This window comes from Streptomyces pacificus (assembly GCF_011766325.1).
Classification (GTDB): domain Bacteria; phylum Actinomycetota; class Actinomycetes; order Streptomycetales; family Streptomycetaceae; genus Streptomyces; species Streptomyces pacificus.
Genome location: NZ_BLLG01000006.1, coordinates 75,604 through 97,056, shown reverse-complemented (window position 1 = coordinate 97,056; position 21,453 = coordinate 75,604). Strand labels below are relative to the sequence as shown.

Sequence of the window (21,453 nt, the reverse complement as noted above, 5' to 3'; positions counted from 1 at the left end):
ACGGGTGCGTTCCCGGCGGGGGCCCGGCGCAGACACGGTCCCCCGGGCCCGGTGATTCCCCCGGGCACGCCTGCTCCCAGGGGGCCGGCAGGCAGCGCCCGGTCCGTGTCCCGGATGCCCGGCACGCGGGCGTGCGTGCCTGCGGGGTCACCCATCCGTGAACGCCCGAGCCCGGACGCGGTGTGCGGACGGGCCCGGGTCCGGTCGTGTCCCCTGCGTGTCCGAGCGGCGCTGCAACCGGGAACCGGCGGGGACCCGCGGGTGGGGACCCGCGAGTCTCCGCGGGTGGGATCGGCGGGGACCCGTGCCCGTACCGGCGGAGTGGCTCAGCCTCCCGCCGGTGCCACCGTCGCCGCCGCCGACCGGTCCCCGTACGCGGACAGGAACCTGTCGCGGAAGGCGTCCATGGGCCAGACCGGGGCGTCCGGACCGGGCTTGAGCCCGGGCTGCCAGCCCCAGCCGGCTATCCGGTCCAGCACGGCCGGATCGCGGGCGAGGATCGTGGCGGGCACGTCCCGGCCGAGTCTGTCCCCGGTGACCGTGGACACCGGCTGATGGTCGCCGAGGAACACGAGCACGGTGTTCTCGCCGCCGTACTCCTCCACGTACGAAAGGAGGCTCGTCAGCGAGTACTCGATGGCACGCCCGTACTCCGTGCGGACCCGCGACGGGTCCTTCCACACCTCCCCGGGGTCCTCGCCCTCCTCCTTCACCGAGTCGTACACCGACCCGTCGCCGATCTCGTCCCAGCCGAGCGTCCTCGGGAGCGGAGCCCACGGGTTGTGGCTCGAGGCGAGCATGATCTCCGCCATCATCGGGCCGCGACCCGGCTTTCCGTGCTCCAGCCGTTCGAACGCGGACAGGCTGTACTGGTCAGGCACCGGAGTCCAGCTGAACTTCGGTCCCTTGTAGCCCATGCTGCGCGAGTCGTAGACATGGTCGAGGCCGTAGAACTTCCCCTCGGGCCAGGACCGGGTCACGCCGGGCATGATGCCGACCGTGCGCCAGGCCCCCGTCTTCCGGAAGGCTTCGGTGAGCGTCATCCGGTCGCCGGAGGTGAGGGTGCGGTACCGCTGCTGGTTCTTGATCCACAGGCCCGAGTTGAAGGTGGAGTGCGCCAGCCAGCTCCCGCCACCGTACGTCGGGGAGGTGAGGAACCCGCTCCGGGAGGACCAGCCGGCGCCGCGAAGCCGGCGGTCGGTGTCCGCGAGCAGCGCGGAGACCGACGGGGCGATCTCCGGGTCCTCGAGCGCGCTGCGCCCGTAGCTCTCGATGAAAGCGAAGATCACGTCCTTCCCGCGCAGCCCGGTGAGCAGCCGGTCCGCCGGCAGGTCGGCGAAGTCGTCGTCGGCGGCCACCCGGGCGAACTCCTCCTTGTCCCGCAGCCCGGCACGCACCTGCTGCACCCGGTCCTGGAGGAACTCGGCCGAACTGTCCGCCGCGACGGGCACGGCCGTGTTCCGCACGCCCAGCGCGGCGCACACGACCCACACGGTCCCCAGCACGAGCGTGCCCCCCACAGCCGCGGCACTGTGACGTGCCAGGACACGGTTCAGCCGGACGGCCGCCCAGGTCGTGAGGCAGAGCACCAGGACGACGAGGAGGAGGGCTCCGACCACGACGCCGATCGCGCCCGCGGAGCCGACGGAGTCCTTGAGGAACGACTGGCCGTAGTCCAGGAGAACCCAGTCGAGCACGAGGTCGAAGGGCCGTTTGTAGACGCCGTCGAACCCCAGGTCGAGCAGCTTGAGCACGGCCATCAGGCCGAGACCCACGCCCGCGAGCGCCGGTATGGCGCGCCTCAGCCGGCCGGGCCCGCCCGGCCCCAGGAGCAGGAGTACGGCGACGCCGAAGATCCCTTCCACCGGTATGCGCAGGAACACGGGCGCCGTGAGATGCCCGAGCTTGGACGGCAGCAGCAGCGCGGCGGCCACGACCGCGGCTGCCAGGGCGGTGGCGCCATGGCGGAGGACACGCGCAGCGACCGGGAGCCGGCTCCGCCAGCCGCCGGGCTCGGCGACCGCGGCACGGTCGCCTTCACCGTCGGGGCGGGGGCGTCCCTCCGGCGCGCCGTGCGTCCCGCCGTCCGTCCCAGCGTCCGTACCGCGGTCCGTACCGCCGTGTGTCTCGGCATCGGCCCGTCCGTTCTCGGCATCGGCCCTGCCGTCCGTCCCTCCGTCCGTCCCGGCATGGGCCCCGACTTCGTGGCGGGGACGCCTCTCCGGTGTGCTGCCGGTGCCGGTGCCGGTGCCGTGCGTGCCGCCGTCGCTCCCGCCGTCGCGAGGGGTGCCCTGGTCGCTGTCCCGGTCGCCGTCCTGACGGGGATCGCGAGTGACGGACTGCCGGTCCCCGTCCTGGCCGCCGCCCCGGCTTTCGTCCTGACTGCCGCTCGACCGGTGCGCGGCCGTCTCCGCCGCGGGGCCGCTGTTCGGACGGCCTTCCCGGGGGCCCTCCAGCGACCCGACGGGCGCGGGCCGACCGGCGGCTTCACCGCCGCTTCCCTTGCCGCGTTCCGTGCCACAAGCTGTGCCGCCGGCAGCGCCACCATCGGTGCCGCCGCCAGGCGGGGTCTCCGCGGCCGGGGCCGCGGCCTGGGCCGGCAGCCGGCCAGAACGTGTCCAGAGCGCCACCCGAAGGTCCTTCCGCGCAGGGCCGTTGATCGGCATGACGGCAGAGGCCGCCACGCCCGCGACTACCTGTACGGATCGACGACGGCATCAGTTCAAGTGCACGGGTGACCGGGGACACAGCGCCTCGCGCCCGCCGGTTCCGCAGCGCGCTTCAGCCCGGCTCCCCGGACTGCGCGCTCACCGGGGCAGCCCGTGGTCCGGGCCTCCCCGGACCGCTCCCGCCACCTCCCCCGCCGCGCGGCTGCTCCGGGCCGTGGTCCGGGGCACGGCCCGGAGCACGGGCAAACCGCCGTCTCCACGGTGGTACGGCCACCTCCTCCGTCCCTCCGTCCCTCCGCCCCACCGTCCCTCCGTCCCTCCGTCCCTCCGCCCCTCCGCCCCACCGTCCCACCGTCCCTCCGCTCAGTGCCACTGCACCTCCTCCGCCCCTCCCCCTGTCCCCTCCATCCGTGCACCACCCCGACCGGCCACTCGGCGGGGGAGGTCCGGACATCTGCCGGATGGCCGGCCCAGGCGGCTTTGGCCGACGCTGGAGCGCATGAGGGCCGACGCACAGCAGGCCGTGCCGCCCGCCGCAGCCGCGGTGGACGGCTCCCGTACGTCCCCGCCGCCGGCGAGCCGGATTCTCGGGATCGCCCCCGTCCGGCCCCGCGTGGTCCCGGGCATGCCCGGGACCACCACGGGTGAGGTCGCGACCGCTCGCGTACCGGCTGTGCCCGTCCGGGCACCCCTGCCGGTCGGCTGACCGGCGGCAGGAGCCCGGTACACCCCGCCGGGCCCGGAAGGAGGTCCATCGCCATGACGGTCCGCCTGACATTCCTCTGCGCGGCCGCGGGGATCCGCGAGGCCGCGGGGGACAGACTCCGAGGCGCGCGGAACACTGTTCTCGGCGACGGGCTGCCGAGCGAGCGCGTCCTGCGGGAAGCGGGCGCCGCCAGAGCGGCCATGCCCCCGTACCTGCCCTCCCTGCGGGCGCCGTCGATGCGCTGCGCGGCCGTGGCTACCGCCCTCGGCCTGAAGCCCGAGGTCGAGCCCGTGCTGCGCGATCTCGACTACGGCGCCTGGCGGGGCCGCACCGTCGAGGAGGTGGCGACCGCCGATCCCGACGGCTTCTCGGCCTGGCTCCGGGACCCGGACGCCACGCCGCACGGCGGTGAGTCCGTACGCGGGCTGTGCCGCCGTACCGCCGACTGGCTGGAGAACCTCCCGGCCGATGCCGGGCACGCCCTGGTGATCGCCGAGGAGGCGGTCGTCCGGACCCTGCTCGTGCACGCGCTCTCGGCCCCGGCTCGGGCCTTCTGGCGCGTCGACGCCCCCGCACTCTGCACGATCTCGTCCCTCGCGCACGACGGCCGCCAAGCCGTCCGCTCCGGCCGCAACCCCGGCCGCAACCCCGGCCGCTTGTCCGGCCGTGCCCCCGGCCGTATGTCCGGCCGCGCTCCCGTCCCGTGCCCTCCCGGCCCGGGCGCCTGGGGCGTCTCCGGCGTGGCGGACGTCTCCGCCGTCGTCCGGTATGTCGGGGCCGCGCGGGCGACGGAGGCGAGGAGCACGGCCCGCGCCTCGCGGCGCGGGATCGTCTCCGGGGCGCGTTCCCGCACCGACCGGACGGACGTGGGCGCCGCCGGATGAGCCGGACAGCCGGGGCAACACGGTGGTTGAGGCAACACGGTGTTTGGCAACACGGCGGCCGGGCCCGAGGCCGGGGCGACACGTCAGCGGCTCCGTGCTCGGCTGCTCGGCAGCCAGGCGCAGCGGACACGGAGAGTGGCGGCTGCCGCCCTCCGCCGCGTGCCCGGCGGGCGGCCCGAGGCCGCGGTGGCGACAGCCGCGACTGCCGCCCGTACCCGCCGAACGGCACTCACGGGCGGCTGTTCACGCCTGGTGGACCTCGATCGCCTCCGCCGGGTGCAGATCGCGGTGAATCGCCCTGGCCACCCGCTCGATGGTCTCCATGCCGTAGTCGCACCCCGCTTCCGGTGAAGCACCCTCGGGCGCTCTGTTGTTCTCGGTCATCACCACGAGCCCGTAGTCGTAGGAACGTCCGGTGACCGCACTTATGCTGTGGACCTTCCAGTCCCCTCGGTCCCAGGAACTCCCGGCCCCCTTCTCGGACCGCTGCAGCCATCCGTTCTTGACCTGCACGACGGCGTCGGACGGAGCACCCGACGGCGTCCCCCAGCGCTGGTCCTCCTGCACCTCCCGCATCAGCCGCAGAACGTAGGCGCGTTCCGTCGAGCCGAGCACGGACCCGTCCGCACCCGTCAGAAGCTGAAGCACCTTCGCCTGCTCGCGTGCGGTGATCTGCGTCAGCCCCATGAAGCCGGCGTCGTTCAGGCTGGTGTCCTCCAGCCCCGCCCTGTCGAGGAACTCCTGGATCCTCTCCCTCCCCAGCAGGTCCCACAGGGCGTACGTGGCATCGTTGTCCGAGTTCACGATCATCTCCCTTGCCAGGGACCTCTCCTCCCCGGTCAGAGCGAGGCCGGTGCCCCTGGCCAGGAGCAAGGCCCCGAGGACGATGGGTTTGACCGTGCTGGCGGAGTCGTAGTGCACATCGGCGCGGTAGGTGCACGAGGTACGGGAGCTGCGGTCGTAGAGCGCGATCGAGACCCGACTCGACCGTCTCTCCAGCGACGTCACCATGTGCCGGACGAGTGTCTGGGCAAGTCCGGGCCGACCGGAGGTGCATTCGACGGTTCGGCCCTTGAGCCGCTGGGTCGCGTGCTCCGTTCTCGGGGTGTGCGGGGGGCCGGACTGCGGGGCGAGCGGGAGCACCGGGTTGAGGGCGACTGCGAGGACAACGGCGGTGAACAAGACCAGCGATGCGGTCCTGCCGCGTGTCAACTCTGCTCCTCCCCGCATCGATCGCTCCCTCTCTTCCGTGTCTCTCCGGGCCGCTCCGTGTCCGTTCCCGCCTCTCCGCGAGTGCGGACACGGCACCGCGGGCCGTCGTCCGGCTCTCCGGAGGAACCATCCGGTGCCGGCGCGGGCATCCCACTGACCACCGCCTGTGCGCCGACGCTACAAGCGGGTACCGGGCCCTGCCTGCCGGACCGGCCAATAGGTGTACGGCGCCCTCCCCGCCCGCCCGTGCGGATCCGGTGGTGGTCCCCGCCTGCCCGGAGAATCCCCGACGAGCGCGCCGCGGGAAACCGACTTACGGTCGAGCAGGGGCTGCGCGCACATGACGCGGAGTGCTGCCGCGCTTGTGACCAGCCGATCCTCGTCATGTCACGACACCGTCAGGAGACGACCTGCCATGGCCACTGCATCCGAAACCCCGGTACTGGACACCCTCGCCGCGATGACCGTCGACTCGATCGAGCGGTGCGGGCTGACGCCGGACATGCTGATGCTCACCCGCATCGCCGCTCTCGCCGCCTCGGACGCTCCGCCGATCTCCTACGTCGCTCACATCGACCCGGCCCTTCAGTCCGGTATGACCGCCGAGCAGTTGCAGGACGTTCTGGTCGCCATCGCTCCCATCGTGGGCACGGCACGGGTCATGACGGCCGCCGGGAACATCGCCAAGGCGCTCAGCATCGAGATCGCCGTCGCCGAGGCCACCGCCGCGGCCGAGGCGTAGCGGCACAGCGAGGTTCCAACGCCGGCCCCGGCCCTCTGCCCCTGGCCTGCCCGGTGCCGCTGGCCCGGCCCGGCGCCCCCGGCCCGGTGCCCGGTGCCCCCGGCTCCACCGTTCGCGCCCGGCGTCGTGTCCGGGCGCGAACGGTTGTCGTCCGATCGCCGGACAGCAGGCCCCGCTCAGCGGTTCAGCCGGCCGCGCGCAGGGGCTCCCCGCCGAGGCGATCGCGGCAGTTTCGGCAGTGTCCGGGCTCCTGGGCGCGGAAGGCCCGTTCACAGCCGTCGCAGGTCTGGAAGGGCGGGACGGCGGGGCGTTCGCCCGGAGGCGGTTGCGGTCCCTGGGGCGGCATGGGGAGCGGGGTCTCCCGGAGGCGGAAGGCGAGGACGTTCGCCGGGCGGGAGCGGAAGCGGTCGGGGAGCCGTACCGTCAGCAGTTCGGTGATCTGCCCGGGTCCGACGCCTGCCGCGAGCCACTCGGCGACGGCAGGGGCCAGGCGGGCGGCCTCCCGGACGGACAGGACGAGCCGGGGGTCGACCCGGCGCAGGGCGGTCAGTACGGCGACCGCCGCAGGGTTCGCGTCGGCGAGTGCGGGTGCGGGCGGCCCGGCGGTGCCGGTCGGTGCGGGTGCGGGTGCGGGTGCGGGTGCGGTGGCCGCGTCGGCGGGTGCGGGCGCAGGCTCCTCGGCCGTGTCGTGTCCGGGAGCGGGTGCAGACGCCCGCATCGGCGTGGCGGCAGGGGGCGGGGCGACCGGGATGGCCGCCGGGCCCCCTGGCCGAGGCGGTTCCGGTGGGCCACCGGGGTCGCCGCCTGGGTCGCTGCCTGGGTCGCCGCCGGGTACGTCGTAGAAGTACGTTCGGGTACGCACCTGCCCGGAGGGGGACCTCTCGCGGCGGCGCTCCAGATAGCCGGCGGCTTCGAGCTCCCGGAGCGCTCGCGAGATGAGGATCTCGCCCTCGCTGAAGTGGTCGCAGAGGGTGGCGATGGTCACCGAGGAACCGTCGCGGAGGGAGGCGATGTAGGCCGCGACGCCGACCGTGATGGCGCTACCGGGTCGCTGGGCCAGGGAGTTGGAGAGGACCGTGAAGCCGGCGGTCAGCCGGGTGCGGACGTGGATCACGCCGGAGGCCGGAGTTCCGGCATCGGCGCGCCGGGGCGCGTTAGACTGGGGGTCAGCCATCGGGAAGGTCCTGCTTCCTGATCGGTGAGGCCCTCGTTCGGGATGCCCGTCCCGGCCGGGGGCCGTATCTGTTTGCGGTTGTCGCGGCGAACGTAACGGCCCGTGACCCGTGCCTGCAAGCCGGTCACTCGCACGGGTGACGCCCGCCTTCCCGGTGCCGGGAGGGGTGGGTGGGCGGGTGGTTCTTTCCCCGGTTCTTTCAGGAGGCCGGTGGCCGGCCGGGCACCCGCCGACGAGGGCCCGGTGAGCCCGCGCGGCGGACGCCGGCCGGGAACCGGTCGCCTCAGCGACGGTCGTGCGCGGCCTTCAGCCCGCCTGTGGAGGAGCCCCGGGAAGGTGCGGACCGCCGATCCCCTGCGGCGTTGTCCCAGTCCAGCGTAGTTTTCTTCGCTGTGAATGATCCCCTTGTGTGTGGCTCGATGTGCCGAGCCGCCACCTCCCCCGCCGTCGGTGATCCTTGCGCATAAGATCACCCAGGCGCGGTCGTTCTGCCCGTCACCGGATTCACGCCGAGCACCGCAAGGTGCGGACGACTGCGGGGATGTGCCGACCGGGGGGCGACCGATTGTGGGGATGTTGATCCGCCTCCGCCCTCAGCGGAGTGCTCTCGTCTGGCTTGTCCCTTTCCTGTGGACCGTGGTGCTCGGTTTGTGGGGCCTGTCGAGGGAGGGCAGTGTCTGGCGTGACGAAGCCGCCACCTGGCAGGTCGCCCTCCGGCCGACGAGGGACATAGCGCGCATGCTGGAACACGTCGATGCCGTCCACGCCCTCTACTACCTGTTCATGCACGCGCTGTTCGAGGGATTCGGCCCTTCGACCACCGTGTTGCGGCTGCCCTCCGCGCTCGCGGTCGCCGCGGGAGCGGCGTGCGTGGCGGAAATCGGGCGGCGGCTCTGCGGGAATCCGGTCGGGCTGGGCGGAGGCATGGCGTTCGGGCTTGTTCCCTCCGTGCAGTTCCACCTTCAGGAGGGCCGTCCGTACGCGCTGGTGGCGGCGGGCGCAGGGCTCTCGACGCTGCTCCTCGTGTCGATACTGCAGACAGGAGCGAACCGTCGGGGTCGCTGGACCGCCTACGGCTGCACGGTCCTGGTGTGCGGCCTGCTGAACTGGCTCTCGTTGCTGACACTGCCCGCGCACCTGGCGACCCTGGTATGGGCACGGGCGGAGCGCGGGACATGGGTTCGCTGGGCCGCTGCATCCACGGCGGCAACGGCAGGGGTGACGCCACTGATCCTCTTCAGCCGTACCCAGTCCGGGCAGGTCTCCTGGATACCGCCGCTGACCTGGCACATGCTGATCGGGCCGGCGGTACTGCTGGCCCTCGCCGGCGTCGGCACCCTGCTGGACCGGCCCCGGGCGCGACGGCTGTCGGCAGCGGCCGTCGGCCTTCCCCTGCTCGCGGTCCCGCAAATCGGCCTCATCGGGCTCTCGCTGTTCAAGCCGCTCTTCGTGGACCGGTATGTGCTCTTCAGCCTGCTGGGCCTGGCCCTGATGCTCGGTGTCGTACTCGGCGCGCTGGTCGGGGCGGTGCAGCGCCGGTCGCGGAGCGCCGCGCGCTGGGTCGTTCCCGTCGCGATCGCCGTCGCCTCTGCGGCCCTGCTGCCGCAGGCGCTCGCGAAACGCTCGCCGCACAGCCGGGTGGACGACGTCCTGGCGGCCGCGCAGCGGGTGGAGCGGTGGGAGAGGCCCGGTGACGCCGTGCTGTTCGTCCCCGCGGCGCGGCGGGACACCAAGCTGGTCTCCCCGCAGGCGTTCACGGGCCTGCGGGACATCGCCCTGGAGGACACACCGGAACGCTCCGGGACGCTGAAGGGGGTGGAGTGGGATGCCGCCCGCATACGGGCCGAGATACTCGCCCGGCAGCGCGTCATCCTCGTCACCGACGCGGAAGACGTCTCCAGGCCGCCGAGTTCGGCGCGGGACAGGGCCAAGATGTCCACGCTCCGGGAGCACTTCCGGCCGGTGGACGACGAGCAGGTCCGCGGCAGGAGGGTGGTCGTGTACGAGAGGTGCACCCCCGGCCGGCCGTCATGACGTCGGGCGGCAGCGCCGTGGCGCCGTGCAATCCACGGCATCTGGCACGGATGTGGCACGGAACGCAGAGACGGGTCCAGACAACAAGCAAGGCCCAGGTCGATGACCTGGGCCTCAGCCGTGGAACGGGTGACGAGAATCGAACTCGCGCTCTGGGCTGGGGAATCAACGGCGCTTGGGCACGCGTGTGCTGCCTGGCCTGCTGGAACGTGCGCTGAAGGCTGCCTGGATGTTCCGCGGGTGCATGGAAGGCTCCGGTCGCCGAGAACGCAGGAGCCGGCCTTGTCGCCGGAGCGGAGTCAGTGGTCGGAGGACAGGCTCGCGTCCGGTGCGACGGCGGAGGGCGGGTGACTGGGGCCGTTGAGGAGCGGGGCGGCCTGCTCACGAAGCGCCCAGGCCGGGCCCACCAGCCCGGCGACAGCCAGAACCGCGAGCGCGATGCCCCCGCCTTCGGGGCGTAAGGAGAGCGGCGGGGCTTTTCGGGCGTGGCGTCGTCGAGCCCCGGTCATGGGGTGCCGCCGAGGGCACGATCGTGCGCGTCGATGAGGCGGCTGGGTCTGCACGTGCAGCCGCTCCAGTTCCACCGAGGTGAGGATGAGCGCGCCATCGAGGGTCGAGCCGTCATCGAAACGGAACTCGATGGGAACCGATCCCTGCCGGGCGCGCCGGTCGTAGATCGCGTCCCGTCCGGCCAAGAGTGTGGCGTGGGTGGCCTTCACCGGCACGGGCCCGAGCGCCCGCCCGTCGGCGGGTGCGGACCACGGGGCCCCGCCCCCGGGCGGGCGCAGGTGGTACGTCGTAGCGGAGCCCTCACCAGGGGGAGCGACCACGACCCCGACACGGCCATCACGAGCGCTGTCCGTGGCGAGGTCGCCGAGCCGTGGAACGAAGGGCGCTGCCGTACCTAACTCGGTTTCCTGCGAGGGAAGATGGGAAGAAAGTCGTCGCGTCATGCCCCGAAGTTAGGGGCAGCTCGACTTTCGACGTTCTGACTAAGCGTCAGCTTCGTTCCTCGCGCGGGTGACGTGTGGCCATCGGCGCGGCCGGGAGGCAGACGCGAAGGAAGCATCGGCGGTGCTTGTGCCGCCTGCTGTGAGGGACCCGCCGATGCTTCCGGATGCGACCGTACCCGTCTCTCTGCTCGCTGTGTTGGGCGTTTTGCGCGGCTGTTTCACCTCGCCGACGTTCTCCACGTTCGCCGCGCTGGTCACGGGGCTGGTCGCGAACACCGGCCGGGGCACGGTCACCGGGATGCTGCTGGGCGCGAACTTGACGCGTTGCTGGTCTCATGACCGGGCGCACTCCTTCTTCGCCCGCGCGAGCTGGGACCCGCAGACGCTGGGTGCGTCGCTGTCCCACCTGGTGGTGCGCTCACTGGTGCCCGACGGCAGTCCGCTGACGGTGGTGGTGGACGACACGCTGTTCAAACGGTGCGGGAAGAAGGTCTTCGGCGCCGCCCGGCAGCACGACGGCTCCGCCGCGGGCCGGGACGGGATCGGCTACGGCACCTGCTTCGTCGTCCTCGGCCTGGTCGTGGACCTGCCGTTCCTGGCCCGTCCGGTGTGCCTGCCGGTGGCCGCCCGGCTGCACCGCCCCAAAGGCGAGCGGACCAAGGTCGAACTGGCCGCATCCATGATCCGGTTCCTGGCCGCCTGCCACTTCGGCCGGCGCATCGACGTGGTCGCGGATGCCGCCTACCACGGCAAGGCACTGCGTGACCTGCCCCCATCGGTCACCTTCACCACCCGGCTGCCGGCGAACGCCGTCCTCTACGACCTCGCTCCGCCTCCCACCGGACGGCGCGGACGGCCCCGCCTGAAGGGCGACAGGCTCGGCACCCCGGCCGAGCTGGCCGCCGCCCTGACGTTCACCGCGCAGGCCGTGACCCGCTACAGCCGTACCGAGACTGTGTTCACCGCCGAGACCACCTGCCTGTGGTACGGGTCGCTGCACACCCGCACCGTGAAGGTGGTCCTGCTGCGTGAGGACGCCACCGACACCGGCTACGACCTGGCCCTGGTCAGCACCGAGCTGACCACCGAGGCCGCCGACCTGGTGATCCGGTACGCGTGGCGGTGGTCCATCGAGGTGACCTTCGCCGAGGCGCGTCAGGTGCTCGGGGTCGGCCAGGCGCGCAGCCGCACCCGACGCGCCGTCGAGCGCACCGTGCCCTTCGGCCTGTACTGCTACACCATCACCGTCATCTGGTACACGCTGCACGGCCACCACCCCCAGGACGCGGCCGAGCACCGGGCACGGGCCCCGTGGTACACCACCAAGACCCACCCGGCGTTCTCCGACATGACCGCCAAGCTCCGCCGGACGACCATCGCAGCCCGATTTATGCCCATCGACGCCGGTCAGCCCACCGATACCGAAATCCGCGCCGTCCAGGAGGCATGGGCCGCAGCCCGCACAGACCTGGGATGACGGTCGGTCAGAACGGCGAAAGTCGAGCCACGTACACCTTCTGGCCTTCTCTTGCCGGAATCGCGCCGTCTGGCAGTACCGACGCGTCCCGTCGTTGTCGGGGCTGCTTCCCACCCTCCCCGGCGTCCCCCGGATCAGGCTGCCCCCAGCTTCTATCGGACCGCTGCGACGGCCCGACGGTGGCGGTATCTCACCTCCACTCGGTCACAAAGAACTTCGTGGCGCACCCATGCATCGCTTGAAGACATCACGCTCCATCTCCAGCTCCGGATCCGCTTGTTCTGCTCCCCGATCTCCCAGCGCAGCCGCTCCAGCTCGGCCCGCTCGGCCTCCCGCACCCGACCGCCACCGCCACCGCGACACCCAGCTGTGCAGCGTGCCCGGGGTGATGCCGAGCTCCTCGGCGACCTCCTCGGCGACCTCCCCGGCCGGCCTCCCGGTCTCGACCACGATGCGCACCGCACCTTCACGGAACTCGGCGTCGTACGGCGGCTTCTTCTTGGACCCCATGAATCCCAACTTCCCCTGCAGTCATGAACTCCACGCTACGAGGGGATGGCCAAGACGGACGGGAAGCGGTGATGCCCTCACTGGGGTCCGCTCAGTAGTTCTCGCCGAACGCGGCCCGCTGCCGCTTCTCCAGCCAGCCCTTGAACAGCGCCGCCACCGGCGGGGCGGGCACCCCGCCCCGCTCGCCGGCGCCGGCCACGGAGGACAGCCAGGCCGGCATGAACTTCAGGGTCCAGCTCGGTGCCGTCTTGCGCATGTGCGTCGCGAACCCCTTCCAGACCTGCTTGCCCAGCACCGGCGCCAGCCGACCAGACAGCTCGCGCTCCTCGTCCCCGGCGTGTTTCGCCAGTTGATCGCGCACCCCCTCCGTCAGCTTCGCCAGCTCGGCCGCCACGCCGGGGTCCGTACCGAGCCGACGGCTGACGTCATGCCAGCTGTGCAGGACCTTCGACAACTCGTCGTGTTCGGTGGTCATCAGGGTGAGAGCCTCCTCGTCCGCTCCCAGCTGCCGAAGTCGCGGCCAGAGGAACTCGTCCTCCCCCTCGTGGTGGTGCTCGATCAGCTGGAACAGCTTGTCGATGTACTCCCGGAGCGCGACGACCCGTTCGGTGTCGGGCGACTGCGCCAGCCGCTCGGCGGTGCGGGCGACCCGGCCCAGGTCGCGCACCATCGCGCGGTGGGCCAGCAGCATGGTCTGGTGGGCAGGGGGCAGGGTGGCGAAGGACTGGGACATGCGGGTACTCCTTGAGGAATCAGCGTGGGCCCGGCGTGCAGGGCGCGATCGTATCCGCGCGCGCTTCACCAGGCGTCCTCCGGCGGGGACATGATGACGGTGTCCTCCCGTTCGGCGATGGAGCGTTCGGCGGTCTGCAGCGGAAGGACCTCCTGGGCGGAGAACCGGGCGTTGACTTCTCCCCCTCGTAAACGACCCCGTTGCTGATCTCTCATTTCGAGGGTCGGGCGAGGAGGTGGCATAAGTGGTTGGTGCGGGTGCGGGTGCGGGTGCGGTCGGGGCGGTGGCCTTGCTGCCAGGTGTCGATCCGGATGAGGTTGACGGCGGTGGCTGCGAGGCAGTGGCCCAGGTGGGTGGCGGGTGCGGTGCGGCTGGGGCGTGCGTCGGTGCGGTGGACGATCTGGGAGACCGTCGCCTCGATCCCGCCCCGCGGGCGGTAGCGTGCCCGCCAGGCGTCGGTGTCCTGCTCACGGCGGCGCTGCTGGAGCGCGGCTCGCTGGGCGGGTTCGCGCAACGTGAGTGCCCGTCCCCACTTGCTGTTGCCTGCTGTGGTGCGCGAGCGCAGCGGGCAGTCATGGCAGGCCGCGGCGTCGAAGCGGATCTGGACCAGGGGGACGCGGGTGCGGCGGCTGCTGCGGGTGTTCGCCCAGGAGATGCTGGTCTGCCCGGCCGGGCAGACCGCCTGACGCCGTGCGTCATCGGTCTGGAAGTCGTCATGGCCGAAGCGTTCGCGGCCGTCGCCCCCGGTGATTCGGCGGGCGGGGCCGACGAGGTCGATGCCGTGCTCCTGGCGGGCAGCGACCAGAGTGCCGGCCGTGACGTAACCGCTGTCGACGAGCTGCTCGCCGGGCAGCAGTTCCCGCCCGGCGAGGCGGGTGTGGATACCGGGCAGGGCCTGGCTGTCGTCCCCGTCGGCAGCGCTGGTGGTGGCGATGTCCGTGATCGGCCGGGGCGCGTCGTCGTCGCAGGTCTCGGTCAGGTGCAGGCAGTAGCCCGTCCAGCCGGTGGTCTTCTTGATGCCGTAGCGGGCGTCGGTGTCATAGGGGCTGGCCAGCCGCTGGTGTCCGGGCGGCAGGTCCTCGCACTCACGCACCCGCACGCCGCCCTCGTTGCGGTGGTACTGCTGCACCCAGGCCGGGCGCAGGGTCTGAAGGGCGGGGATACGGTGCAGCCAGTCGGGGGCACCCGGCCGCCAGGCGGCCGAAAGCAGGTGGAATCCGTCCTCGCCGACCTGGCGGAGCCAGCTGTCACGGTCCTGGCCGTCGGGCAGCCCGTGCCAGGAGTCCACGCACTGTCCGTACCGGCCCAGCCAGTCGGTCTCCCGTTCCGCCAGGGCCTGCTCCAGCCAGTCCGGAGCGGCAGCGGCGAGCGCCTCCAGCGCGGCCCGCAGGGTCTCGGCGACGAACTCCATCCGGTTCAGCAGACGGACGTCGGCGACCACCCGGGTCGTATCCGTGCGCTGGCGCCCACCCCGGCGCAGCAGCCCCTGGCCCGCAGCCGCCTCCAACACCGAGTCCAGGACACGCTCTTCGAGACCGTGCGCGACCAACCGGGCCCGGAACCGGGCCAGCATTGAGTGAACGAAGCCACTGTCGTCGAGGTCCAGGCCCAGCAGATACTTCCAGTCGATCGGCGCCCGCACGGCCTCGGCGGCCTGCCGGTCGGACAACCTCTCGGCGCACTGCATCACCGACACCATCGCCAGCACGCCCGGCGAAGCAGCAGGCCGCCCATCAGACGGGAACGCCTCCACGAACAGAACGTCGTCGAAGGCCTGCCCCAGACTGTCGCGCAGCCGGATGGCCAACGACCCCTTCGGGAAGGCCGCGCGAGCCACCTGCCGCGTCAGCTCCGGCACTTCTCCACCCGACCACGGCTCCAGCGACACCGGGACACCACCACCAATCCTGAGACTTCTCTCCACCCTCCCGCACACCCACCAGGCGTGAGAGGAGATTTGAGAGATCAGCAACGGGGTGGTAAACGAGGGGGGTTCCTCGCTCACTCTGTCTGGCCGTCAGCGACGGGCAGGGCTTACGAGATCGGCACTAGCCGGGTTGAGACCAGCCCGGACGAGCATGACGCGGGCGGAGTTCTTGTCCCGTGGGGACACGGTTCCGCACGCGGTGCACGTATACGTTCTTTCGGAGAGGGGGATGCGGTGCTTGGCTCTCGCCCCGCAGTGCGCGCAGTCCGTCGTGGTGTGCGCGGGGTTGACCAGGTGCACGGTGCGGCCGTGCTTGCGGGCCATCTCGACCAGTGCGGTCTTGGTGGCGCCGATGGCGGCGTCGGCGGCCTTGCGGGCCATGGTGGACTTGGCGAGGAGCTTCGGTCGGAAGTCCTCCACCGCCAGGGCATCGAAGTCACGGACAACCGATTTGGCCCATGTGCGGCCGGTGTCGGTCCGCTGCCGTGTGATCTTCTTCGACACCTTCGCCGCCGCCCGGCGCGCCTTCTTGTAGCCCTTGGTGCCGGGCCGGTTCTTCGGGGTGCGGCGCCGGGCCATCATCCGCTGACAGTGCGCGAGCTTCCGGGCGGCCGTCCTGCCATGCCGGGCGTGCGGCAGGTCGTGGGCGTCGGAGGTCGTGGCCGCGGTCTCCTTCACGCCCCAGTCGATGCCGATGACCGCGCCGGTCTCCGGCAGCGGCTCGGTCACCGCGGCCACGACGAAGCCGGCGTACCAGTCGGCGAGCTCCTCGACGGGCAGACCGGCACCGTCCAGCGGCAGGGTGACCGGGGTGCGGCCCACGGACGCGGCCGACATCGCGTACCCGGGGAAGGTCGTCTCGGTGGTGACGACGGACGCGCCGGGTTCCCGGAGAAAGGTAAGAGACGTCATCAGCACCAGCTCGTCGGTCCCGTTGCCGACCGCGACCATGTCCGGGGTGACGTCGAAGTGGGCGGCGAGGGCCTCGCGGAGCTGCCGAGGCCTCGCGGAGCTGCCGACAGTCGGCGTCCGGGTAGCGGTTGAGGTGGCGCGTCGACTCGTCGTGCACCGCGTCGACAGTGCCGGGGGCGGACGGTACGGGTTCTCGTTGAGGTGGAGCCTCAGGTGGTCCTCACCGTCCGCGATCTCGGTGTCGGCGAAGAAGCCTGGTGGCAGGGCCGGGCCCTGGGACATGATGAATCCTTTCTGTCGCGAGCCAGCCGTGCCCCTGCGTATGGCCGGTCGGCCCGCCCGGCTCAGTCGAGCCGGATGCGGGCGATGGTCTTCAGCGGGGAGTCGTCCTGGCCGAGGAGGCTCCGGCAGCGGAACCGCTGGATCTTGCCGCTGGGCGTCCGGGGCAGATGGCCGCGCTCCACGAACACGCACTCGGACAGGGCGATGCCCGACTTCCCCAGGGCCACCGTGGCGGCTCGGTTGGCGATCGCGTGGAAGTCATCACTGCGGCGGGCCGGTTCGAGGAGCATGACCAGCCGGGAGACCGGCGAGCCGGTCATCTCGACGAGCGCCGAGCAGCCCTTGCGGACCGTGCCAAGGCCCTCGACCGCCGACTCGATGTCCCCGGTGTGGACATTGCGTCCGCCGACCGAGATGAGGTCGTCGGCGCGGCCCACGACGAACACCTCACCGTCGTGGACGAACCCCAGGTCACCGGTGTGCAGTGCGCCGTCGCGGAACCGCTCGGCGGTGCGCCGCGGGTCTCCGTGGTACCGGCTGGCCAAGCTGGGGGTGGAGATCAACAGCTCCGACACCCGGCCGGTCCTGGCCTGCTGTACCCGGACGCCGGGCAGGGGAGGCCCATTGGACACGAGCCGGGTGGCGCCCGGCGTGTCCTCGGAGACCTCCACGATCCGGTTGTCGAGCAGGGCCGCGCCGTCGAAGTGACGCGCCGATGGCCGCTCGCCCAGCGGCGTGCTGGAGATGGCGAGCGTCGCCTCGGCCATGCCGTACGCGGGCATGAACGCCTCCGGGACCAGGCCGGAGGGGCGGAACGTCTCCACGGCGGCGTTCAAGGTGTCCCAGTCGACCCGCTCGGCACCCATCACGAACGCCTTCAGCCGCAGCGGCTTGGGCAGGGCCGTTCGGCCCTGCGCCCGGGTCGCCAGGTGCAGGGCGGTGTTCGTGCCGGCCGTCATCGTCGCGCCGAACTCGGACATGTCCCGGAACCAGGTACGCGGCGCCATGCCGAAGCGCTCGGGCGACGACAGGACGAAGTCGTGATCGAACGCCCAGGCGTGCAGCATCGTGCCGAAGACGCCCATGTCGTGCGAGAGCGGCAGCCAGGAAGCGATGGTCTCCTGCCCCGGCTGGCCGTCCGACAGCTCCCGCAGCATGTGCAGATGGGTGCCGACGGCGCGGACGCTCAGCTCGCAGCCCTTGGGCAGGCTCGTGCTGCCGGACGAATACTGGATGAACACGGTGTCCTCGTCACCGGGCGGCGACGGATCGATACGTCCTCCGCCGTACAACGATGTCCACGTGAGCATCGGCAGCCGGGCGGCGAGCCCGGCCGGGACCAGGCGCTTCAGGCTCTCGTCGACGAGCAGTACGGTCGGGTCGAGGCGCTCGCTGAGTACGGTCAGCTGGTTGCCGTACTCCTCCGGGGACTGCCCACGGGCCGACAGCGGGAACGAGGCGACGGCTCCCCCCGCCAGCCAGACCGCGAGCAGCCCGCGAACGGTGTGCGCCGAGTTGGTGAGGACGGTGGCGACCCGGGTGCCGGGCCGCACGCCGGCCTCGCGCAGGGTCGCCGCCATGCCGTGTGCTTGTACGACGACCTCGTGCCACGGCTGATGCGCGAAGCCGTCGCCGTCCCAGTGGTGAAGCGTGCCGTGGGACTCGCCCCGCAGGAGCAGGTCCCACAGTCCGCTGTCGGTCGCCATGTTCACTCCACGTCCACGAGGGAGATGCCCGAGCCTCCGCGGGCCCGCTCCGCCATCGGGACGATCTTCTGCTGGCTGACCAGGAGCTCCTGCCGGCTGAGCATGCTGCCTCTCACCCGGCTGATCCCGGCCTCCCGCATCGTCATGCGCTCGGGGTCGATCCGGATGATGTTCCAGGCCAGCCGGGTCTTCTCCAGGCTCCAGATGAAGATCGCGGAGAGGTCGACCTCATACCACTTCATACCGTGCCGGGCGGACCGCGGGAAGGCGTGGTGGTTGTTGTGCCAGGCCTCGCCGAACGAGGGGAGGGCCAGCCATGCGACGTTCCGGGACTCGTCTGTCGTGGAGAAGCGGCGCCTGCCGAAGTAGTGGCCGATCGAGTTGACCGCGTATGTCATGTGGTTGATCAGGAAGATCCGGACCAGGCCGCCCCACAGGATGCCGGTGAACAGCGCCTGGACGGAGCCGCCGGTCACCGTGAACGCGATCAGGCCGGGCAGCAGGATGCCGACGGCGACGACGGCCAGGAAGTTCTCGCTCAGCCGGCGGAGCGACTTCTCCCGGACCAGGTCTGGGCAGTAGCGGATCGGGTCGGAGCTGAGCTTCGAGTTGAACAGCCAGCCGAGGTGGGCATGCCACATGCCGGCGAGAGCGCCTTTGAAACCGGGCTCGAAGCCCAGGTGCGGGCTGTGCGGGTCCCCCTCCTTGTCGGCGACCCGGTGGTGCTTGCGGTGGTGGGCCGCCCAGATGATCGGCGGCCCCTGGCCCGCCATCACACCGGCCGTCGCGAGCCCCACCCGGATCGGCTTGTACGTCTCGAACGCGCGATGCGTCAGCATGCGGTGATAGCCGGTCGAGATACCGATGCCGGAGATCACGTACATGATGGCCGTCACCAGGACATCGGTCCATCCGAAGACGCTGTTCCATGCCAGCACCATGGCGACGCCGAGTGCGAGCAGTGGGACCATGGATACCGCGAGCATGTACCAGCGATGTTCCCTGCCGTCCATATCCCCTCTTCCCCTCAGTATTCAGGTGGTATTGCACCCGGCGTGACAGTCCGGGGAGTATCAGACGCCCGAGGTCCTCTCCGGGTCGAACTCCGTGCGCAGAGCAGGCAGGACCAGCGCGAGCAAGGCGGCGCAGGCACTGAGCACCGTGCCAACGAGGAACGCCGAGTGGAAACTCGCCAGCAGGGCGTCGGGCATCGCCTTGCCCGCGGCCATCTCGTCGTCCAGGCGGCTGCTGGCGAGTGCGGCCAGCACGGCGAGGCCGGTGGCGCCACCGATCTGCTGGCCCGTGTTGAGGACCCCGGAGGCCGCTCCGGAGTCCGACTTGGCCACGCCGCTCACCGCGGCCACCACCAGCGGCACCATCGCCAGCCCGTATCCGGCGGCGCACAGCAGCAGCGTGGGCAGGATGTCCGAAACGTACGAGGCCTTGGCGGGCGCGCCCATCAGCAGGCCGAGTCCGACGGTCGCCGTGGCCAGTCCGAGCAGGCACAGGACGCGGCTACCGAGCTTCGGCAGGAGTTGGATCGCGATACCCGAGAACACGGCCATGGTCACGCCGAACGGCGCCCACGAAAGCCCGGCCCGTAGGGGGGACCAACCCTGCAGGAGCTGCATGTACTGGGTCAGGAAGAAGAAGATCCCGTACAGACCGGATGCGGTGAGCAGCATCATCACGTTCGCCGCGGCAATCTGCCGGTTGGCGAAGATGCTCAGCCGAATCAAGGGCTGCGGGGTCTGCAGCTCCCTGAAGACGAAGCCGATCAGCAGCAGGACGGAGCCGATGAGGCCGGCGATGGTGGCGGTGGAGCCCCACGGGCGGTGACTGGTACTGATCACGGTGTAGACGAGCAGCAGCAGCGCGGACGTGATGAGCAAGGCGCCGGTGGTGTCGGTTGACGTCCCCTTGGCTGGAGCCACCCGGTCGGCCAAGGCGGGCCGCAGAACGAGCGCGAACAGCAGAATGCCGATCGGAATGTTGATGAAGAACACCCAGCGCCAGTCGATGGCGTCGGTGATGACACCGCCAAGAAGCACACCGGAGACTCCGGAGATGCCGGTGAGGCCGCCCCACACGCCGAGGGCCCTGCGTCGTTCCTTCGCCTCGGTAAATACGTTGATCAGGATGGACAGGGCGGCCGGACTGAGCAGTGCCGCGCCGAAGCCCTGAGCGCCTCGCGAGACGATCAGCATCTCGGACGTGGTGGCTAGACCGCAGGCCAGCGACGCCACGGTGAAGACACCGAGGCCGGTGAGGAACACCTTGCGTCGGCCGAAGAGGTCCGCGCACCGGCCACCGAGCACGAGGAAGCCACCGAACAGCAGCATGTACGCGTCGACGACCCAGGCCAGCGACGCCTGATCGAAGTCCAATGCCGTGCGGATCGTCGGCAGCGCCATCGCGACGACGGTGTCGTCGATGATGACCATGAACTGTGCGCCGCACGTCACGGCGAGCACCAGGCCTGCCGCCTTGCCCGTCGCTCCCGTCGTCCGGCCCGCAGTGGACGGGACTGCTCCCCTGCCCATGCCTACTCCTGTTCGCTGTTTCCCGTGGGGTGATCGTGCTGTGTGGCTGTGTGGCGCGCGGCCCGCAGGCAGGTCAGGAGGCGGTCCCCCGCGCCACGACTCTGTTCAGCCGGTCCATCCGCGTGGCAAGACTCATCCGGCCCTCCAGCCGGAAGGCTGACAGCCGCCGCCCGTCGACATCGGTGAAGCCGTACTCGTCGGCGAGACCGCCGACCGTGAGGACCTGGCCCGACCGTTCCCGCACCGTGGAGTCGGCCGCCAGGTGGGCGATGGCGCGGCCCACGTACTCGGGGGAGTGCGCCACTGCGGCCGGGCCGTCGCCCAGCGCGTCCCAGGCTGCCTCGACCCGCTCGGTACGGACGAAGCCGGGGTGCAGGGAGAGCGCCGCGACCCTCTTCTTGCGCAGGTCGGCCGCGAACGCCTTGCTCAACCGGTCGTTGGCGGCCTTGAAGACGTCGTACGCCGCCTGCCCGAGATAGGTGTCCCCCTCGGTGAAGCCGATGCCGACGATCAGCCCGTTCGGCCGCTCGAACATCATCGGGGTCAGCAGCCGCGTGATGTCGTACTGGGCGCGCAGCGACCCCTCGCACAGCTCGTACCGCCACATGGGCTGGTCCCAGTACGGCGCGTCGAACCGTACGTCGGCGGAGCGCTCGTACCCTGCCCAGGCGTTGTTCACCAGCAGGTCCAGGCCGCCGTGTTCGGCGCGGATCCGGTCGGCGAGGGCCTGGTTGTCCGCGTTCGAGCGGTGGTCGCAACGCACCGCGATGCCGGTGCCGCCCCGGGCGCCGACCTCGTCCGCGGTGTCGTCGACCGTGCCGGGCAGGCCCTCGGTGCGGCCCTCGCCACGGGTGCTGCGCCCGGTGACGTACACCGTGGCCCCGGCCTCACCGAGGGCCAGAGCTATGCCGCGGCCTACGCCACGGCTGGCACCAGTAACCACCGCGATGACGCTATCGAGCCTGGGGGGCTTGCACTCCTCGTTCACG

General features: G+C 71.5%; 17 protein-coding genes. 4 read left to right on the top strand and 13 right to left on the bottom strand.

All coding sequences use genetic code 11. The features are described from left to right. Positions 1-326: 326 nt before the first annotated feature. On the bottom strand, positions 327-2,630 hold the full coding sequence (locus tag SCWH03_RS12545; RefSeq protein WP_308788866.1) for a sulfatase: 2,304 nt from the start codon (positions 2,628-2,630) through the stop codon (positions 327-329). Positions 2,631-3,428: 798 nt separating this feature from the next. Between SCWH03_RS12545 and SCWH03_RS12540 the strand changes: the two genes are divergently transcribed. Next, positions 3,429-4,259, top strand: a complete 831-nt coding sequence (locus SCWH03_RS12540) for a histidine phosphatase family protein (RefSeq protein WP_173264267.1) — start codon at positions 3,429-3,431, stop codon at positions 4,257-4,259. Between the two features lie 243 nt (positions 4,260-4,502). Here SCWH03_RS12540 and SCWH03_RS12535 read toward each other — a convergent pair whose 3' ends face one another. Next, complete coding sequence (locus SCWH03_RS12535) at positions 4,503-5,489, bottom strand: serine hydrolase (protein ID WP_254076717.1); 987 nt, start codon at positions 5,487-5,489, stop codon at positions 4,503-4,505. Positions 5,490-5,886: 397 nt separating this feature from the next. On the opposite strand from SCWH03_RS12535, the gene SCWH03_RS12530 reads away from it, so the two are divergent. Beyond that, positions 5,887-6,213: a carboxymuconolactone decarboxylase family protein gene (locus tag SCWH03_RS12530; protein ID WP_173264266.1), complete on the top strand. Its 327-nt coding sequence runs from the start codon at positions 5,887-5,889 to the stop codon at positions 6,211-6,213. A gap of 184 nt (positions 6,214-6,397) precedes the next feature. Here SCWH03_RS12530 and SCWH03_RS12525 read toward each other — a convergent pair whose 3' ends face one another. Then, positions 6,398-7,387: a hypothetical protein gene (locus SCWH03_RS12525; protein ID WP_173264265.1), complete on the bottom strand. Its 990-nt coding sequence runs from the start codon at positions 7,385-7,387 to the stop codon at positions 6,398-6,400. Positions 7,388-7,960: 573 nt separating this feature from the next. On the opposite strand from SCWH03_RS12525, the gene SCWH03_RS12520 reads away from it, so the two are divergent. Beyond that, entirely contained in the window at positions 7,961-9,421 is a 1,461-nt protein-coding gene (locus SCWH03_RS12520) for a glycosyltransferase family 39 protein (protein ID WP_173264264.1), read from the top strand. A 299-nt stretch (positions 9,422-9,720) separates the two neighbouring features. Here SCWH03_RS12520 and SCWH03_RS29005 read toward each other — a convergent pair whose 3' ends face one another. Next, a complete protein-coding gene (locus SCWH03_RS29005; protein ID WP_254076716.1) occupies positions 9,721-10,374 on the bottom strand; it encodes a hypothetical protein in 654 nt (217 codons plus the stop codon). Between the two features lie 154 nt (positions 10,375-10,528). On the opposite strand from SCWH03_RS29005, the gene SCWH03_RS12505 reads away from it, so the two are divergent. Beyond that, positions 10,529-11,851: an IS701 family transposase gene (locus SCWH03_RS12505; protein WP_443098660.1), complete on the top strand. Its 1,323-nt coding sequence runs from the start codon at positions 10,529-10,531 to the stop codon at positions 11,849-11,851. Positions 11,852-12,055: 204 nt separating this feature from the next. On the opposite strand, the gene SCWH03_RS12500 is transcribed toward SCWH03_RS12505, so the two are convergent. The 9 genes from SCWH03_RS12500 to SCWH03_RS12460 form a co-directional block, all read right to left on the bottom strand. After that, positions 12,056-12,361 carry a transposase gene (locus SCWH03_RS12500; RefSeq protein WP_254076715.1) on the bottom strand — a complete coding sequence of 102 codons (306 nt, stop codon included), beginning with the start codon at positions 12,359-12,361 and terminating at the stop codon, positions 12,056-12,058. A 91-nt stretch (positions 12,362-12,452) separates the two neighbouring features. After that, positions 12,453-13,094: a hemerythrin domain-containing protein gene (locus SCWH03_RS12495; protein ID WP_173264261.1), complete on the bottom strand. Its 642-nt coding sequence runs from the start codon at positions 13,092-13,094 to the stop codon at positions 12,453-12,455. A gap of 65 nt (positions 13,095-13,159) precedes the next feature. Beyond that, positions 13,160-13,309, bottom strand: coding sequence for a hypothetical protein (locus SCWH03_RS12490; RefSeq protein ID WP_173264260.1), 150 nt, complete (start codon positions 13,307-13,309; stop codon positions 13,160-13,162). Beyond that, entirely contained in the window at positions 13,306-14,952 is a 1,647-nt protein-coding gene (locus SCWH03_RS12485; protein WP_254076714.1) for a transposase, read from the bottom strand. Before SCWH03_RS12485 ends, SCWH03_RS12490 begins: the two co-directional genes overlap by 4 nt. A 159-nt stretch (positions 14,953-15,111) precedes the next feature. Further along, entirely contained in the window at positions 15,112-16,215 is a 1,104-nt protein-coding gene (locus SCWH03_RS29000; protein WP_254076713.1) for an RNA-guided endonuclease TnpB family protein, read from the bottom strand. Between the two features lie 62 nt (positions 16,216-16,277). Next, complete coding sequence (locus tag SCWH03_RS12475) at positions 16,278-17,921, bottom strand: AMP-binding protein (RefSeq protein ID WP_173264258.1); 1,644 nt, start codon at positions 17,919-17,921, stop codon at positions 16,278-16,280. A gap of 2 nt (positions 17,922-17,923) precedes the next feature. Continuing rightward, positions 17,924-18,934: an acyl-CoA desaturase gene (locus tag SCWH03_RS12470; RefSeq protein ID WP_173264257.1), complete on the bottom strand. Its 1,011-nt coding sequence runs from the start codon at positions 18,932-18,934 to the stop codon at positions 17,924-17,926. A gap of 60 nt (positions 18,935-18,994) precedes the next feature. Beyond that, entirely contained in the window at positions 18,995-20,464 is a 1,470-nt protein-coding gene (locus tag SCWH03_RS12465) for an MFS transporter (protein ID WP_173264256.1), read from the bottom strand. A 73-nt stretch (positions 20,465-20,537) separates the two neighbouring features. Beyond that, positions 20,538-21,452 carry an SDR family NAD(P)-dependent oxidoreductase gene (locus SCWH03_RS12460; protein WP_173264255.1) on the bottom strand — a complete coding sequence of 305 codons (915 nt, stop codon included), beginning with the start codon at positions 21,450-21,452 and terminating at the stop codon, positions 20,538-20,540. Position 21,453: the final 1 nt, after the last annotated feature.